Source organism: Pseudomonas sp. EB271-G4-1 (genome assembly GCF_058791355.1).
The window spans coordinates 24,650-41,287 of the sequence record NZ_JBYTEO010000035.1 but is presented as its reverse complement, the minus strand read 5'-3'; the positions used below and the strand labels follow the sequence as shown (position 1 = coordinate 41,287).

At 60.5% G+C, this 16,638-nt stretch carries 15 protein-coding genes; 3 read left to right on the top strand and 12 right to left on the bottom strand.

What is annotated here, in order from left to right; genetic code table 11:
• Positions 1-331: 331 nt before the first annotated feature.
• The 3 genes from AC3WWR_RS18325 to plsB are packed head-to-tail and all read right to left on the bottom strand — an operon-like array spanning position 332 to position 4,015.
• Positions 332-1,021: a DUF4197 domain-containing protein gene (locus AC3WWR_RS18325; RefSeq protein ID WP_020799634.1), complete on the bottom strand. Its 690-nt coding sequence runs from the start codon at positions 1,019-1,021 to the stop codon at positions 332-334.
• A gap of 39 nt (positions 1,022-1,060) precedes the next feature.
• Complete coding sequence (locus AC3WWR_RS18320; RefSeq protein WP_008058778.1) at positions 1,061-1,459, bottom strand: YbaY family lipoprotein; 399 nt, start codon at positions 1,457-1,459, stop codon at positions 1,061-1,063.
• Between the two features lie 51 nt (positions 1,460-1,510).
• Positions 1,511-4,015 (bottom strand): glycerol-3-phosphate 1-O-acyltransferase PlsB, encoded by a 2,505-nt coding sequence (plsB, locus tag AC3WWR_RS18315; RefSeq protein WP_432669069.1) that lies wholly within the window; start codon positions 4,013-4,015, stop codon positions 1,511-1,513.
• 164 nt (positions 4,016-4,179) lie between these two features.
• Here plsB and AC3WWR_RS18310 point away from each other — a divergent pair, with 164 nt between their 5' ends.
• Entirely contained in the window at positions 4,180-4,389 is a 210-nt protein-coding gene (locus AC3WWR_RS18310; RefSeq protein ID WP_008035470.1) for a cold-shock protein, read from the top strand.
• Between the two features lie 90 nt (positions 4,390-4,479).
• Here AC3WWR_RS18310 and AC3WWR_RS18305 read toward each other — a convergent pair whose 3' ends face one another.
• The 4 genes from AC3WWR_RS18305 to AC3WWR_RS18290 form a co-directional block, all read right to left on the bottom strand.
• Complete coding sequence (locus AC3WWR_RS18305) at positions 4,480-4,857, bottom strand: hypothetical protein (RefSeq protein ID WP_492598931.1); 378 nt, start codon at positions 4,855-4,857, stop codon at positions 4,480-4,482.
• An 84-nt stretch (positions 4,858-4,941) separates the two neighbouring features.
• On the bottom strand, positions 4,942-5,751 hold the full coding sequence (locus AC3WWR_RS18300) for a putative RNA methyltransferase (protein ID WP_020799879.1): 810 nt from the start codon (positions 5,749-5,751) through the stop codon (positions 4,942-4,944).
• The gene (dapE, locus tag AC3WWR_RS18295) at positions 5,751-6,902 is read right to left on the bottom strand and encodes a succinyl-diaminopimelate desuccinylase (RefSeq protein ID WP_020799878.1); all 1,152 of its coding nucleotides are present in this window, start codon (positions 6,900-6,902) and stop codon (positions 5,751-5,753) included. The genes AC3WWR_RS18300 and dapE overlap by 1 nt, the downstream gene beginning before the upstream one ends.
• Positions 6,903-7,131: 229 nt before the next feature.
• Positions 7,132-9,723 carry a glycosyltransferase gene (locus tag AC3WWR_RS18290; RefSeq protein ID WP_020799877.1) on the bottom strand — a complete coding sequence of 864 codons (2,592 nt, stop codon included), beginning with the start codon at positions 9,721-9,723 and terminating at the stop codon, positions 7,132-7,134.
• 216 nt (positions 9,724-9,939) lie between these two features.
• On the opposite strand from AC3WWR_RS18290, the gene tcdA reads away from it, so the two are divergent.
• A complete protein-coding gene (gene tcdA / locus AC3WWR_RS18285; protein WP_020799876.1) occupies positions 9,940-10,749 on the top strand; it encodes a tRNA cyclic N6-threonylcarbamoyladenosine(37) synthase TcdA in 810 nt (269 codons plus the stop codon).
• A 37-nt stretch (positions 10,750-10,786) separates the two neighbouring features.
• Here tcdA and AC3WWR_RS18280 read toward each other — a convergent pair whose 3' ends face one another.
• The 4 genes from AC3WWR_RS18280 to AC3WWR_RS18265 form a co-directional block, all read right to left on the bottom strand.
• Complete coding sequence (locus tag AC3WWR_RS18280) at positions 10,787-11,191, bottom strand: SufE family protein (RefSeq protein ID WP_020799875.1); 405 nt, start codon at positions 11,189-11,191, stop codon at positions 10,787-10,789.
• Positions 11,188-12,393 carry an aminotransferase class V-fold PLP-dependent enzyme gene (locus tag AC3WWR_RS18275; protein ID WP_492598930.1) on the bottom strand — a complete coding sequence of 402 codons (1,206 nt, stop codon included), beginning with the start codon at positions 12,391-12,393 and terminating at the stop codon, positions 11,188-11,190. The genes AC3WWR_RS18280 and AC3WWR_RS18275 overlap by 4 nt, the downstream gene beginning before the upstream one ends.
• Positions 12,394-12,534: 141 nt before the next feature.
• Positions 12,535-13,569: a 2,3,4,5-tetrahydropyridine-2,6-dicarboxylate N-succinyltransferase gene (gene dapD / locus AC3WWR_RS18270; RefSeq protein WP_020799872.1), complete on the bottom strand. Its 1,035-nt coding sequence runs from the start codon at positions 13,567-13,569 to the stop codon at positions 12,535-12,537.
• A gap of 32 nt (positions 13,570-13,601) precedes the next feature.
• Positions 13,602-13,964: an ArsC family reductase gene (locus tag AC3WWR_RS18265; protein WP_008057297.1), complete on the bottom strand. Its 363-nt coding sequence runs from the start codon at positions 13,962-13,964 to the stop codon at positions 13,602-13,604.
• Between the two features lie 197 nt (positions 13,965-14,161).
• Here AC3WWR_RS18265 and AC3WWR_RS18260 point away from each other — a divergent pair, with 197 nt between their 5' ends.
• The gene (locus AC3WWR_RS18260) at positions 14,162-15,793 is read left to right on the top strand and encodes a Na+/H+ antiporter (RefSeq protein WP_033042550.1); all 1,632 of its coding nucleotides are present in this window, start codon (positions 14,162-14,164) and stop codon (positions 15,791-15,793) included.
• 22 nt (positions 15,794-15,815) lie between these two features.
• Here AC3WWR_RS18260 and AC3WWR_RS18255 read toward each other — a convergent pair whose 3' ends face one another.
• On the bottom strand, positions 15,816-16,565 hold the full coding sequence (locus tag AC3WWR_RS18255) for a M12 family metallopeptidase (RefSeq protein WP_020799869.1): 750 nt from the start codon (positions 16,563-16,565) through the stop codon (positions 15,816-15,818).
• Positions 16,566-16,638 lie beyond the last annotated feature (73 nt).

The window sequence follows — 16,638 nt, the reverse complement described above, 5'->3', positions numbered from 1 at the left end:
GTCGAACGGCGCTGCGCGCCACTCCCCGGATGAACACCTCCGCTCAGCCTCCCGAAGGGACGGGTGGATCAAGATCAACAGCTGAAGGCGAGCTAACGCTCGGCCTGATGAGTGGTGAAGAGCGGAGGGTGTATACCCTGTGGGAGCGGGCTTGCTCGCGAAGGCGGCCTGCCAGCCGACCTGCATCTTGATCGTACCCACGCTCTGCGTGGGAATGCCGCCGGGGACGCTCCGCGTTCCGCTGTCGACGCAAGGCTTGAGTCCTGCGCTGTGACGCGGAGCGTCACGGGATGCATTCCCACGCGGGCGTGGGAACGATCAGGGTGGTGGCTTAGAGCGTACCAAACACCTTCTTCGCCAAACTGGTCGCCGCCGCCGTCGGGTTCTGGCGGATGGTTTCTTCCTGTTTGCCGATCATTTCGAACAAACCGTTCAACGCCTGCTCGGTCACGTAGTTTTCGACGTTGGCACTCTTCGCGTCGATCACGCCCATGGTCGCGGCCTGCCCGGCGAATGAGTTGTACTGCTGGGCCAGGCCAACCTGGTCGGTGGCTTGCTTGACGATGGGCAGGAATTTGGCGCGGATTTGTTCGCGGCTGGTCTTGTTCAGGTACTGGGTGGCCGAGTCATTGCCGCCGCTGAGAATGCCCTTGGCATCGTCGACCGTCATCTTCTTCACGGCGTCGACGAGGATCGGTTGGGCCTGGACCACGGCGGTTTCCGCCGCTTTGTTCATGCTGGCTTCCAGTTGATCGACCTGATCGCCCATGCCGAACTGTTTCATTTTGCTGGCCACTTTGCCCAGTTTGCCCGGCAGTTCGATCTTCACGTCCGGGTTGTTGCTGAAGCCGCCCGGGGTGCCGAGTTGTTTCACCGCCAGTTGCGCGCCTTGGGTCAGGGCGTCCTTGAGACCGCCAGTGGCGTCTTTTTGCGACAGGTCGCTCAGAGACAGTGCCAGGGCGCTGGCAGAGATCATCAAGCCTGCGCACAGGCCGGCAAAACGGAGGGTAGGGCGGAGCATGGCAACTTCCTTTTTCAAAGACACTTATTTGAATAAGCTCTAGCGGGCCGCGTCAACGCGGACCTTCACGGGCTGCGGATCGGAGCCGTCCAGGCGCACGGCGTGATTTTCGGTGGTGATAAACAGCAGTTTGCCATCGACTTCGATGCGTGCGTTGATCGAGTAACGGTGGTTGGGTTCGATCTTCAGCGGGTCGTAGCTCAGGTGGAACGGTAGCGGCACCTGGCCTTTGACCGGGCCACGTTGTTCGTCGATGACCTTGGCCGGGGCGTCGGCAAGCGAGATGTCTTGCAGGCTGACACTCAGGATTGCCGTCGGTGGCAGTGCAATGCGTTGCAGGTAGAAGACTTCGCCATCAAGGGATGCCTTGGGCGCGGGAGTCGGGTGCTGGCAGGCTGTCAGCAGCACTGCGGCTGCTATCAGGGAAAGCTTTTTCATTGGCAGATCTCCGTATCGACGGCACCAGGACCGACTGGCGCCTTGATCAATCTAGACGGTTTGTTCGGGCGTAGCGGGTTGGTCGGCGGCATCTTCACTGCGATGCAGCGCCACCTGACGGATCGACAAGCGAATCTCCGCCGGCAGCACCCGCTTCGCCGCACCTTCGGCCAACTCCCCCAGCAGCTCGTGATAGCTCAGCTTGCCGGCTTCATCGCGCTTGAGTACGTCCAGGTCCAGCAAAGTCTGGATGAAATGGCGGAACAGGCTCTTGTCAAAGAACTCCGGGGCGTTCAGGCCATGCAGGATCGACAGGCGCTGGGCCATGACCGTGCACAGGTCTTCCAGTTCTTCGGCGCTGATGCTGTTCTGGCCGCTGTTGAGCAGCAGGGACACCGTCATGTAGAAGCGCTGCAAGGTCTGGGCAATACTTTTCGATAGCAGCGTCAACAGCACGAAATGCCGCGAACTTGGGGCCGGACGCAGGTAGACGTCATTCTCGAAGCGCAGCAGGCCTTGTTCGACGAACGCTTGCAGCCATTGGTCGATCACCCCGTCCAACTCGTCCAGCGACCAGCGAATGAACAGTTCCGCTTGCAGGTAGGGGTAAAGCGCACGGGTGTATCGCAGGATCTGTTCGCGGCTCATGCGCGAGGCGCTCTGGAAGAAGCTCGCCAGCAGCGCCGGCAGCGCGAAGATGTGCAGCACGTTGTTGCGGTAGTAGGTCATCAGGACGGCGTTTTGCTCGTCCAGATAGAGAATCTTGCCCAACGCATCGCTTTGTTCCGAGAGCAGGTCCATGTCCTTCACATGCTCGATCAACGCTCGGCCATCACCTTCGGGCAGGGTGGTGTGCGGCGAGTACGGGACTTTGCGCAACAGCGCCAGGTACAGGTCGAGAACCCGCGCCATGGCGCGATCATCCAGGGCCAGGCGGCTTGTGGACAGCAGCGCCAGCGCGACCAGGTTGACCGGATTGATCGCCGCCGCTTCGTTCAGGTGCTGCGCGACTTTTTGACCAAGGCGGTTGGTGGTTTCGTTGAGCCAGGCGGGTTTGAACTGGGGACCCAGTTCCTGCTCGCGCCAGTCCGGCTGCTCGCTGTCGAGAAATTGCGCCAGTTTGATCGGCTCACCAAAGTTCACCGCGACTTGACCGAAGCGCTGCTTGAGCGCGCCGATGACCTTGAAGATGTCGAAGATCGATTCTTTCTTCTTGCTCGCGCCACGCAGCTCGCCCAGGTAGGTCCGGCCTTCCAGCACGCGCTCGTAGCCGATGTAAACCGGCACGAAGACAATGGGCATGCGTGACGAACGCAGGAAGCTGCGCAGGGTGATTGCCAGCATCCCGGTTTTCGGTTGCAACATGCGCCCGGTGCGCGAACGGCCGCCCTCGACGAAGTACTCCACCGGGAAGCCCTTGGTGAACAGGGTGTGCAGGTATTCGTTGAACACCGAGGTGTACAGCGGATTGCCCTTGAAGGTGCGGCGCATGAAGAAGGCGCCGCCACGGCGCAGCAGGCCGCCAATCCCGGGCATGTTGAGGTTGATCCCGGCGGCGATGTGCGGCGGGGTCAGGCCATTGCGAAACAGCAGGTAGGACAGCAGCAGGTAGTCGATGTGGCTGCGATGGCAGGGTACATAGATCACTTCGTAACCCGGGGCAACCTTTTGTACGCCTTCGATGTTGTTGACCTTGATGCCATCGTAGATTTTGTTCCAGAACCAGCTCAGCACCACTTCCATGAAGCGGATGGCGGTGTAGGTGTAGTCCGAGGCGATCTCGTTGCCGTACCGCAGGGCCTGGGCCTTGGCTTTCTCCGGCGAGATGTTCTCGCGCTCGGCTTCGTCGAGGATCGCCTGCTTTACCAGCGGCTGGTTGACCAGACCCTTGACCAGGTTGCGACGGTGGGAAATATCCGGACCGATGACCGCGGCTTTCAGGTTGCGAAAGTGCACCCGCAGAATTCGTTGGGCCATGCGCACGGTGCGCTCGTGACCTTTGTCGTGCTCGATCAGTTCACGCAGGTGGATCGGCGCGGAGAACTGCACGCGGGTCTTGCGCCCCAGCACGATGATGCTCAGCAGGCGGCGCAAGCGCCCGGTGACCGCCCAACTGTCGGCGAACAACAGTTTCCACGGGCTGTTTTCGCTGTCCGGCGACTGCCCCCAGAACACGCTGACCGGAATGATCTGCGCATCTTCGGCGGCGTTCTGGCTCAAGGCACTGACCAGGCGGGTCAAGGTGGGCGGTGCGCCGCGCTTGTCCTGGCGCCCGAGCCAGTCCGGGTCCGGTGTCAGGTAGAAGAACGCGGCCGGTTCCAGCAGGTTGCCCACCGATACCGGCAGCACCGGACGCGGCAGGCCGGCCTTGGTGCATTCGGTGTCGACCACGGCCAGGTCGGTCAACGAAGGATTTTGCAGGACGTAGAACACCGGGCGACTGCGGTCGAGGTTGAGGGTGAACGACGACTGGTTGATCGTCTCCGAGCGAACCCAGAGGTACAACAGTCGGCGCAGGGTGCCAAACACAAGACGGCGGAACGGGGAGCGGGTCATACGGCTTCTGCGTGAGTGAATAAAACCGAGCGTTTGCTCGGGCGGGAGACAGTGTGCCGGATTCGTCGAAAATCGGCAAAAAAGCGCTCAACCAATCTGTAGTTGAGAGTTTCTGCGCCTGTCATATACTCGGGCGCTCAAAATAAAAACAAGGGGGTACTGAGATGGCAACGCGCGAAACCGGCAATGTGAAGTGGTTCAACGACGCCAAGGGCTACGGCTTCATTCAACGCGAGGACGGGGTGGACGTGTTCGTGCACTACCGCGCGATTCGCGGTGAGGGGCACCGTTCGCTGACTGAAGGCCAGCAGGTCGAGTACGGGGTGGTGACTGGCGAGAAGGGTTTGCAGGCTGAGGATGTGGTGGGGCTGTAATCCTGAGATCAAAAGATCGCAGCCTGCGGCAGCTCCTACAGGTGTACACATAACCCTGTAGGAGCTGCCGCAGGCTGCGATCTTTGGCGGTTAAGCAGTTTTCCAGGTGATCTCTTCTTCACCGTCGGCGCTGATGCGAATCCAGCGATCCGCCGTCTCTTCACCTTCTTCCTCGACCCAGCTACCCGGTGCGCAGCGCACTTCGACGTTCAACGCGGCAAAGGCAGCGCGGGCGCAGGCGATGTCGTCTTCCCACGGCGTCTGATCGCTTTCCAGGTACAGGCTGTTCCACTTTCCTACGGCCTTGGGCAACCAGGTCACCGGCACGATGCCGGCCTTGCACTTGTAGGTCTGGCCTTTCTGGACCCAGTCGGTGCACGGGCCCAATGCCGCGCCGAGCCAGGCCGAGATGGCCTTGTGGTCGACGTCGGCGTCTTTCAGGTAAATCTCGATATCGGGTTGGCGCATGGATGTCCTCACTGCGTGTCTGAAAAATCCATTCGCGGATTTAGCCGGTCTTGAGCCGTTGCCCAAGACCAAAAATGGTTGAAGTTATTGAAGTACGAAGTAATCGTAGCGCATCGATACGGTGACTTCGAAAGGCTCGACCTGCTCAATGACTGCTGCCCGGCGCTCGGCACTGGCGCGCCAGCCGTGGGGGGTCATGGCCAACAGGTTCGCCCGGTCCTGACCACTGGCAAGCGTCAGTTTGAACGTCAGGGTTTCGCTGTGAGCCAGCGCCATGCCTTCAGGCACCAGGTCCAGGTGCTTGTCGTCGATGTACTCGCGGACTTCGTCGTACAGCCGCTCACGCAGCTCCATCAGGTGGCCGCTGGTCGGACCGACTTTCATCAGGCCACCACCGGGGCTGAGCAGGCGCTTGGCTTCGTCCCAATCCAGCGGGCTGAAAACGCTGGCCAGGAACTGACAGCTGCCCGACGCCAGCGGCACGCGGGCCATGCTGGCGATCAACCAGGTGAGCTTGGGGTTGCGTTTACAGGCGCGCTTGACCGCTTCCCGGGAAATGTCCAGGGCGTAGCCGTCGGCGTCCGGCAAGGCGTCGGCGATTTGCGCGGTGTAATAGCCCTCGCCACAACCGATATCGATCCAGCGCTGTGGCGCGTAACTTGCCGCCAGTTCCGCCAGGCGCTTGGCCACCGGCGCGTAATGGCCGGCGTTGAGGAAGTCGCGGCGGGCTTCGACCATCGCCTGGTTATCCCCAGGATCGCGGCTGTTCTTGTGCTGCACCGGCAACAGGTTCAGGTAACCCTGGCGCGCACGGTCGAAACGATGCCCGGCGGGGCAGGCCACGCCGTTGTCCACCGCGCTCAGCGGTTCACTGCAGATCGGGCAAGCGAGCATCAGGCGAGCAACTTGATCAGGGTCTGGTAGTAGATTTCGGTCAACACATCGAGGTCGGCCGCCAGCACGCGCTCGTTGACCTGGTGGATGGTCGCGTTGACCGGCCCCAACTCGACCACTTGCGTGCCCATGGTCGCAATGAAACGGCCGTCGGAAGTGCCACCGCTGGTGGAAGCCTGGGTTTCACGACCGGTGATGTCCTTGATGCTCGAGGACACGGCGTCGAGCAGCGCGCCCGGTTCGGTGAGGAACGGCAGGCCGGACAGTGCCCAGTCGATGTGCCAGTCCAGGGCATGCTTGTCGAGAATGTCGGCGACACGCTTTTGCAGGCCTTCGACGGTCGACTCGGTGGAGAAGCGGAAGTTGAATACGGCGACCAGGTCACCCGGGATGACGTTGGTCGCGCCGGTGCCGGAGTTGACGTTGGAAATCTGGAAACTGGTCGGCGGGAAGAAATCGTTGCCGTGGTCCCAATGCTCGGCGGCAAGTTCCGCCAGCGCTGGAGCGGCCAAGTGGATCGGGTTCTTGGCCAGGTGCGGGTAGGCCACGTGGCCCTGTACACCGCGCACGGTCAGCTTGGCGCCGAGGGAACCGCGACGGCCGTTCTTGACCACGTCACCGACCAGGGTGGTGCTCGACGGTTCGCCGACGATGCACCAGTCCAGGCGCTCCTTGCGTGCGACCAGGCGTTCAATCACGGCCTTGGTGCCATGGTGCGCCGGGCCTTCTTCGTCGCTGGTGATCAGGAAGGCGACCTTGCCCTTGTGATCCGGGTAATCGGCGACGAAACGCTCGGCGGCCACGGTCATGGATGCCAGGCTGCCTTTCATGTCTGCCGCGCCACGGCCGCAGAGCATGCCGTGTTCGTCGATGACTGCGTTGAACGGATCGATTTGCCAGGCGGTCACGGGACCTGTCGGCACCACGTCGGTGTGACCGGCGAAGCAGAGTACCGGGCCGTCGTGTTTGCCGTGGGTGGCCCAGAAGTTATCCACATCTTCGATGCGCATCGGTTCCAGCATGAAACCGGCATCGCCCAGGCGCTGCATCATCTGCTTCTGGCAATCGGCGTCGACCGGCGTCACGGACGGACGGCGGATCAGGTCGATGGCGAGTTGAAGGGTCGGCGAAAGGTCGGCGTGGGCCGTCATGGGAAACTCCGGAAATCATGAATGTGGGCGCGGACCCACTGTGGGAGCGAGCCTGCTCGCGAAGGCGGCGTGTCAGTCAACATAAACGTTGATTGTTACAACGCCTTCGCGAGCAGGCTCGCTCCCACAGGGATCAGGTCCGGCCATTGGGCCGTAGCCCCTGCAAAATGGCGGTTATCTTAAAGCAAAACGGCGACCATTGGCCGCCGTTTAGTGCATCGGTGAAGAATTAGACCGCTGGCGCCGTTTCGGTTTCGGCGGTCGGCTTCGGCAGGGAGGAGAGGAACGCCATGATCAGCGCCGCCAGGTATGGCAGAGACTGCACCAGCAACATGGTCACCCAGAAACGCATGTCGTTGCTCGGCATGCCGTTCACCAGGTAGATCCCCAGCGCGGCGCCCCACAGCAACAGCATGATGAACACCTCTTCACGGGCCTCGGCAATGGCCACCCAGAAGCCGTGGCTATCGGCATGCTTCGGCGTGCGGATGAACGGAATGCTGCTGGTGAAGAAACCGTACAACACCGCCTTGGCGATGGTGTGCGACAACGCAAGTCCCGCCAGTGCCGCGCAGAACGCATCCTTGAGGTTCACCCCCACCGCCCGTCGGTAGAGGAAGATGATCTTGCCGACCTTGAACACGAACAGCGCCAGGGGCGGGATCGCGAAAATCAGCAACGGCGGATCGACCCGCTGCGGCACGATGATCATCGCCGCCGACCACAACAGCGCGCCGACAGTGAAGAAGATGTTCATGCCATCGGCGACCCACGGCAACCAGCCCGCAAGGAAGTGGTAGCGCTGGCCGCGGGTCAGCTCGGTGTCCTTGCCGCGCAGCAGGCTGCGGGTGTGACGCTTGATGATCTGGATCGCGCCATAGGCCCAGCGGAATCGCTGTTTCTTGAAGTCGATGAAGGTGTCGGGCATCAGGCCCTTGCCGTAGCTGTCGTGGTAATACGCCGCCGACAGGCCTTTTTCGAACACTCGCAGGCCAAGCTCGGCGTCTTCGCAGATGCACCAGTCGGCCCAGCCCAGTTCCTCGAGCACCGAGCGCCGGGTCATGGTCATGGTCCCGTGCTGAATGATCGCGTCACGGTCGTTACGGGTAACCATGCCGATGTGGAAGAAGCCTTTGTATTCGGCGTAGCAGAGCTTCTTGAAGGTGCTTTCGTTCTGGTCGCGGTAATCCTGCGGCGACTGCACCACGGCGATTTTCGGGTCGGCGAAGTGCGGCACCATGTGCTTGAGCCAGTTGGGGTGCACGCAGTAATCGGAGTCGATCACCGCGATCACTTCGGCATCCTTGGCGGTGTGGGGGATCAGGTAGTTCAGCGCACCGCCCTTGAAACCGGCCAAGGGTGCGACGTGGAAGAACTTGAAGCGTGGGCCGAGGGTTTCACAGTAGTCGCGCACGGGTTCCCAGACCGCCGGGTCCTTGGTGTTGTTGTCGATGATCAGGACTTCGAAGTCCGGATAGTCGAGATTGGCCAAGGCGTTGAGGGTCTCCTTGACCATCTCCGGAGGCTCGTTGTAGCACGGCACATGGATCGAGACTTTCGGTCGATAGTTTGAATCACCGACCACCGGCAGGAATTCCCGGCGCCGTTTGTGGATCCACACGGCTTCGGCCAGTTCGTGGGCCTCGGTCAGCAACACGATGAACACCCCGAGTGCACCAAGGGCGAGTAGGAAGCCCACCGTCAGGCTGAACCAGGTGCTGTATTGCTGGCTGTAGTCATAACCGATCCACACCAGCACCGAACCGCAAAGGAACGCGATAAAAGTCAGGAAGGTGCGACCACGTTGGCGCAGGGCCGAGCCGTCGATCATCAGCAGGGTCAGCGACAGCAGCGCCAATACCACCGAGCCAATGGCCAGCACGCGCCATTGCGGGATCGCGACCACCGGGCCTTCGAAGTTGAATTTCTGTTGGCGTGCGGCGTTGAACACACCCCAGTAGGCGCCTACCGAACCTTCGTCACTGGCCTTCCACGGCTGGTCGAACGCTTCGATCACGAAGTAGTTGAAGCCCTGGCGGTTGAGCTTGTTGACCAGGGTTCGCAGATAGATCGCCTGGTCTGCCGGCGACGCATCGGCGCCTCCGCGCATGCGGCCGTTGCTTGGCCAGCCCACTTCGGAAAGTAGCAGCGGTTTTTTCGGGAACATCTTTTTCAGGTCGCGGGCCCGGTCGAGGACGAACTGTCCCGCCTTGTCCATCGGGATGAACTCCCAGTAAGGCAGCACGTGCGCGGCAATCAGGTCGACGTGCTTGGCCAGTTCCGGGTGTTCTTCCCAGACGTGCCACTGTTCGGACGTAGTCACCGGCACCTTCACAGCGGCGCGGACGCGATCAAGGATCACACTCAGTTCGGCAGCGGTGATTTCCTTGCGGAAAATGGCTTCGTTACCTACAACGACGCGCACGACGCTGCGCGAAGAATTGGCGATTTCGATGGCACGGGTGATTTCCCGCTCGTTGCGTTCCTGGTCCGGGCTGATCCAGATCCCCAGTGTCACCCGCAGGCCAAACTCTTCCGCCAGCTTGGGAATGTTTTCCAGCGTACCGTCGACCGAGTAAGTACGGATGTTGTCCGTCAGCTTGCTCATTATCTCCAGGTCACGACGCATTTGATCGTCGGTTGGATACTGCTCCTTCTGTGGGAATTGACCCTGCTGGAAAGGTGAGTACGAGAAGCCGGAGATCTGTTCGGGCCAGTTGGGAGCGGTTACCGGGCGATTGATCAGCGCCCAGAAACCGGTAAACAAGGCAGCGATGGCGAGCACCACCACCAGGTTGAGTCCAAATTTACGCGATGACATAGTTATTTCGGGTTCCAAAGACTGTGGAACGAAGGAACGGTCGGACCGCCAAGGGGGGCGAATCCTACACTAGGCATTCTCTGAACCTATAGCGGACAGGGAATTACCCGACATTGGGCAATTCACTTTCACATAAGTTCTTACACTAACCGCTCGAACCCTAAAATTTCGTGCGACGAAGCCCTATACTGCGCGCCGGTTTTTGAGGTGATGGTCATGAGTACAGAAGATCCGCGGTTTGCAGGCATCGCCCGTTTGTATGGCATCGAGGGCCTTGAGCGCCTGCGCGCGGCGCATGTGGCGATTGTTGGCGTCGGTGGCGTCGGCTCCTGGGCGGCGGAAGCCATGGCCCGTTGCGGTGTCGGCGAGATCTCGTTGTTCGACTTGGACGATGTCTGTGTCAGCAACGCCAACCGCCAGTTACACGCATTGGACAGCACCGTCGGCAAACCCAAGGTCGAAGTGATGGCCGAGCGCTTGCGCGGGATCAATCCCGATTGCACGGTGCACGCGGTGCCGGATTTCGTCACCCGCGAGACCATGGCCGAGTACATCACGCCGAACATCGATTGCGTGATCGACTGCATCGACAGCGTCAACGCCAAGGCGGCGCTGATTGCCTGGTGTAAGCGGCGCAAGATCCAGATCATCACCACCGGCGGTGCGGGCGGGCAGATCGATCCGACGCTGATCCAGGTCTGCGACCTCAACCGTACGTTCAATGATCCGCTGGCGTCGAAAGTGCGCTCCACCTTGCGCCGCGACTATGGCTTTTCGCGCACCGTGACCCGTCATTACAGCGTGCCGTGTGTGTTCTCCACCGAGCAACTGCGCTACCCGAAACCCGATGGCAGCATTTGCCTGCAGAAGAGTTTCGTCGGTGATGGTGTGAAGCTTGACTGCGCCGGTGGTTTTGGCGCTGTGATGATGGTGACGGCGACCTTCGGCATGGTCGCGGCGACCAAGGCGGTGGACAAGATCGTGGCGGGTGTGCGGCGGCCGGCGGAGCGCGTCAAACCTTCCTGACTCCGATCGTTCCCACGCAGAGCGTGGGAATGATCAGTCAGGCGGCGAGTTCACGCATCCGTTGTAAAACCGCATTCAAGCCATTGCTGCGCGACTGGGACAACTGGCGACCCAACCCCAGCTGATTGAACCAGTCCGCCAAGTCCACCTGCTGAAGCTCATTCGCCGACAACCCGTTGACCCGCGCCAGCAGCAACGCCACCAATCCGCGAATCAACCGTGCATCACTGTTGGCCCTGAACTGCCAGTGGCCATCCTTCAGTTCGCCCACCAGCCACACCTGGCTTTCGCAGCCGTGCACCCGGTTGGTGTCACACATTTCTACTTCGTTCAGTACGGGCAGGCGCTCGCCCCACTGCATCAGCAGGCGCGCCCGTTGTTCCCAGCCCGGCAGATCTTGAAAGGCTTGCAGCGCGTCCACGGCTTCAGCGGGAAGGCTCATCGCAATAACTCCAGTGCTTGATCCAGCGCTTCAAAGAACCGTTCCAGGTCTTCGGAGTCGTTGTACAGCGCCAACGACACCCGAATCGCTCCGGCCAGGTGCAGGCTTTTGAGCAGCGGCATGGCGCAGTGATGACCGGCGCGGACCGCAATGCCCTGTTCGGTCAGAAGGTGCGCCAGATCCGAGTTATGTACACCTTCGATGGTGAAGCTCGCCAGTGCCACTTGCGGCTTGCCCAACAGGCGGATGCCATTACGTGCAGCGAGCCCCTTGAGTAGATAGTCATGCAGGGCCGATTCATGGGCGCAAACAGCGTGCTGATCGAGCCCGGCAAGGTAATCCAGGCTTGCCCCCAGTCCAATAACGCTGGAAATCGGCGGCGTGCCGGCTTCGAATCCCAGCGGTGCAGGGCGGAAGCGGGCGTCGTGATAGTTGGCGTCCAGCACCATTTCGCCGCCAAACTGCCAGGGGCGTAGCTGTTGCAGCGCTTCATGGCGCCCAAACAGTACGCCCAGGCCATCAGGGCCATAGAGCTTGTGGCTGGAAAATGCATAGAAGTCGCACCCCAGCGCTTGCACGTCATGCCGACCATGGACCACGCCCTGGGCGCCGTCGATCACGGTCAAGGCGTTATGCGCCTTGGCCAGCGCCAGCAGCGGGGGCAGGGGTTGCCAGGCGCCGATGACGTTGGACAGCTGGCTGACCGCCAGCAGCCGCGTGCGTGGGCCGATCAACCGTCCGGCAGCGTCAAGGTCGATCACACCGTCGGCATCCAGTGGCAGGATCACCAGGTTTAGCTCGCGGCGCTGCGCCAGTTGCTGCCACGGCAGCAGGTTGGCGTGATGTTCCAGGGCGCTGATGACAATCTCATCGCCTGGATTGAAAAGATGTTCCAAGCCATAGGCCAGGAGGTTCAGCGCGGACGTCGCGCCATGCGTGAAGATGATTTGCCCGCGGTCGCCGGCATGGAGCCATTGCGCGGCTTTGCGCCGACTGTCCTCGAATGCTTGGGTCGCATGGGCGCCGGGCAGGTGTTGTGCCCGATGCACGTTGGCCGCGCCGTTGGCGTAGTAATGCGCCAGGGCATCGAGCAGGGCTTGCGGTTTTTGCGTGGTGGCGGCGTTGTCCAGATAGGTCTGGCCTTGCCGTTGCAGGGCGGCGATGGCCGGAAAGTCGGCGCGCCAGGGGGAGAGAATCGTCATGTTGTTCGGCCTTTACGCCTGACCCTTGTAGGAGCGAGCATGCTCGCGATGGACGCCTGGACGACACGGGGTGTCTGGTGCCCCGCGTTATCGTTGACGTTCATCGCGAGCATGCTCGCTCCTACAGGAATCGACTGACGCTTAGTTGTGAGCGTGCAGCGCTTCGTTCAATTCGATCGCCGATTTGTGGGTCTTGCACTCCACGGCACCGGTTTGCGAATTGCGACGGAACAGCAGGTCGGCCTGGCCGGCCAGCTCACGGGCCTTCACAACTTTCACCAGCTCGTTGTTCTCGTCCAGCAGCGCCACCTTGGTACCGGCAGTCACATACAGGCCCGACTCAACGGTGTTGCGGTCGCCCAACGGGATACCGATACCGGCGTTGGCGCCGATCAGGCAGCCTTCGCCAACCTTGATCACGATGTTGCCGCCACCCGAGAGAGTGCCCATGGTCGAACAGCCGCCGCCCAGGTCCGAACCCTTGCCGACGAAGACGCCAGCGGAGACGCGGCCTTCGATCATGCCCGGGCCTTCGGTGCCGGCGTTGAAGTTGATGAAGCCTTCGTGCATTACGGTGGTGCCTTCGCCCACGTAGGCGCCCAGGCGCAGGCGCGCGGCGTCAGCGATACGCACACCGGCCGGTACGACGTAGTCGGTCATTTTCGGGAACTTGTCCACCGAGAACACTTCCAGCAGCTCGCCGCGCAGGCGGGCTTCGAGTTGATGCTCGGCCAGTTCGGACAGGTCGATGGCGCCCTGGCTGGTCCAGGCTACGTTTGGCAGCAGCGGGAACACGCCAGCCAGGTTCAGGCCGTGTGGCTTGACCAGGCGATGGGACAGCAGGTGCAGCTTGAGGTAGGCCTCAGGCGTGGAGGTCAGTTGTGCGTCTTCGGCCAGGACAGTGGCGACCAGCGGCTTGTGGCTCTCGGCCAGGCGGGTCAGCAGGGCGGCCTGGGCAGCGTCGACACCTTTCACGGCTTCAGCCAGTTGCGAAGCTTGCGCGGTGGTGAAGGTGATGGCCTGGTTGCCTTCGGTGTAGCCCAGGATCGGCGCAATGGCAGCGACCAGTTCGGCAGACGGGTTGAGCAATGGCTGTGCGTAGAACACTTCCAGCCAGGCGCCTTGACGGTTTTGGGTGCCGACACCAAAGGCCAGGCTGAACAGGGTAGTGGACATGTTGATACCTCTAGCAAATTGAAACGGGCTGCTTATTTGAGCGCGGCCGCGTAGATATCTGGCTTGAAGCCAATCAGGGTTCGGTCACCGAGATCGAGCACCGGGCGCTTGATCATCGAAGGTTGTGCGAGCATCAGTTCGATGGCTTTCGACTGGTCGAGATCGGCTTTGCGTTCGTCGTCGAGCTTGCGAAAGGTCGTGCCTGCACGGTTTAACACCACTTCCCAGCCGTGCTCGTTGCACCATTGGGTCAGGTGTTCACGATCGATACCGACCGCTTTGTAATCATGGAAGTCATAGCTGACAGCGTGTTCATCAAGCCAGGTGCGCGCCTTTTTCATGGTGTCACACGCCTTGATGCCGAAAAGGTGCAACGTTTTACTTGAAACGGTCAAGGAATCGCCCCCTTTACAGGTGTTGGAAATAAAAGGTGCCGGATTATGCCATGGCCGGATGGTTTCGCGGCGGCTGTAGGACAAAACCCCTGGGAATACAGTTGTGACAGGGTGCGACATAGGTGTAAGGGCAAGCGCACAGTCTAAGCGGCTAATATGGCACTTCAATGCTGTCGATTGTCCGGGAACCACGCTTTATGCAAACCGCCTACACCGTTCTGATTCTGTTGATGCTGGTAGGTGTTTCGCGCCTGCTCGGACGGGTGATCCCGCTGCCGTTGCCGTTGGTGCAAATTGCCGCGGGTGCCTTGCTTGCCTGGCCGACCCTCGGCCTGCATGTGGCGCTGGATCCTGAATTGTTTCTGTTTCTGTTCCTGCCACCGTTGTTGTTTTCCGATGGCTGGCGCATGCCCAAACGTGAATTCTGGCGTTTGCGTGGACCGATCCTCACCCTGGCCGTGGGGTTGGTGCTGTTTACCGTGGTCGGTGCCGGGTATTTCATCCACTGGTTGCTGCCGACTATCCCGTTGCCGGTGGCGTTTGCATTGGCGGCGGTGCTGTCGCCCACGGACGCCGTGGCGGTGTCGGCGATCTCTCAGAATCGCTTGCCGACGCCCTTGATGCACATGCTGCAGGGCGAGGCGTTGATGAACGATGCCTCGGGTCTGGTGACGTTCAAGTTCGCCCTGGTGGCGGCAGTGACCGGGGCATTTTCGCTGGCCAACGCCAGTGTCACCTTTGTATTGGTGGCGGTCGGCGGCCTGGCCATTGGCGTGGCGTTGAGCTGGCTGGTAGGGCGCCTGCGCTCGTGGATGATCGCCCGTGGCTGGGATGACCCGGCCACCCACGTCGTCTTCATGTTGTTGCTGCCATTTGCCGCCTACGTGCTCGCCGAACGCGTGGGAGCGTCGGGCATTCTGTCGGCGGTAGCGGCGGGGATGATGCAAAGCTGGCTCGATCTGCTGCCGCGCCAGACCAACACGCGGTTGCTCAATCGCAGCGTCTGGTCACTGCTGGAGTTCGCCTTCAATGGCTTGATTTTCCTGCTGCTGGGCTTGCAGTTGCCGGACATCATCAAAGCCGTGGCCAGCCATGAAACTTCGCTGTGGCCGACGCTGTTTTATCGCTGTGTCGATGTGCTGGCGATTTTCCTGGTGCTGCTGGTGTTGCGGTTCGTCTGGGTGCAGAGCATCTGGCGCCTGTCCATTGTGCTGCGGCGCTGGCGCGGCAAGGATGAGATCACCCGGGTGCCGAGCGCGCGCTCCTGCTGGTTACTGACCGTTGGTGGCGTGCGCGGGGCGGTAACATTGGCGGGTGTGATGTCGGTGCCAATGTTCATGGGGGCAGAGGCATTTCCCGAGCGTGACCTGCTGATCTTCATCGCTGCCGGGGTGATTTTGCTGTCGTTGATCGCCGCGTGCGTGGCGTTGCCGTTGCTGCTGCGAGGCATCGAAAAAAGCCCGGACGACAAGCGCCGCAATGAAGTGCGCGACGCCTGGCGCAAAACCGCCGAAGCGGCCATTCATGCCCTCGAAACCGAAGAGGTCAACCCACAGGACGCCGCTCAAGCGGCGCTGGCGGTAGAACTCAAGGCGCGGATCATGTCCGAGTATCGGCATCAGCTTGAAGTATTCAATGACTCGGCCGAAGCCCAGGCACTGGCCTTTCAAATGGACTTGCTGGAACGGCGCCTGCGTTTGAAGGCCCTGCGAGCGCAGCGCCTGGAGTTGTATAGCCTTAGTCGTCATCACCAGATTGGGGATGACGTGTTGCGCGAGGTATTGGGTGAGCTGGACTTGAGTGAGGCTAAACTGGGGGCGGTAAAGTAAGCGGATTGTCGAGCTGGCGCGGTTATGGGTAAATCATGCGCACGGCCGCAATGTCGCCTTGGCTGATATGCAAGTTTAGAGGTTGATGCCAGTCACCCACGGTAAGTTCGTTGAGGACTTCATAGTGCATTACGGAATGCCGGTCATAGGGGGTGAAAGCCTGAAAGGCACTGCGCTCCAAGGGAAAGACATTGGCATCAACTTCAGCTCTGGTAAACGTACTGCTGATCATGTGGGCGTATGTTTTTTCTCGGTCCCAAGGTATCCCTGCATCTGGATGTTGATGCTCATGACCCAATCCGAGTGCATGCCCAAATTCATGAATAACCGTATATTCGAAATAGGGAGAGGAAAATTTGGTTCCCAAGGTCATGGACGGCGCTTGGGGGTCGCCGGTAATCGCGTCGGTACCGATTCTTGAACCGCCGCTATTATCGAACGAGGGTTGAAAGTCGATGCGAATGTCACCCAGGAATTCTTCCGAAGAAAAAATGTCTTGTTCATCCATTTCAATGAATTCGAAATTGAGATTGATGTACGGCAGCCATTTGCTTGCAGCGTTTTTTACCGCGGCAAAAGAGAGTTCATTGTATTCGAAGATCAGGATTCTCAGGGTTTTCCCTGGCTTCCAATATTTGGTGTGGTCGCTGATACTGCGCTTTTTACGATTGCCGTGAGTGACTCCGTTAGAGGGGTGCTCATTGATGGCGGCTTGATAAGAGGCAGCAGGGTCGGAAGTTGCAATGGTTTTGCAGCATTTAAGTTGATTCATTTGGTTGTGCTTAGTGGTCTGTGAGTGAGGCCTCAAATTAAAGGGTGGGTAGGGGGTTGTCTAGATTGTTAAT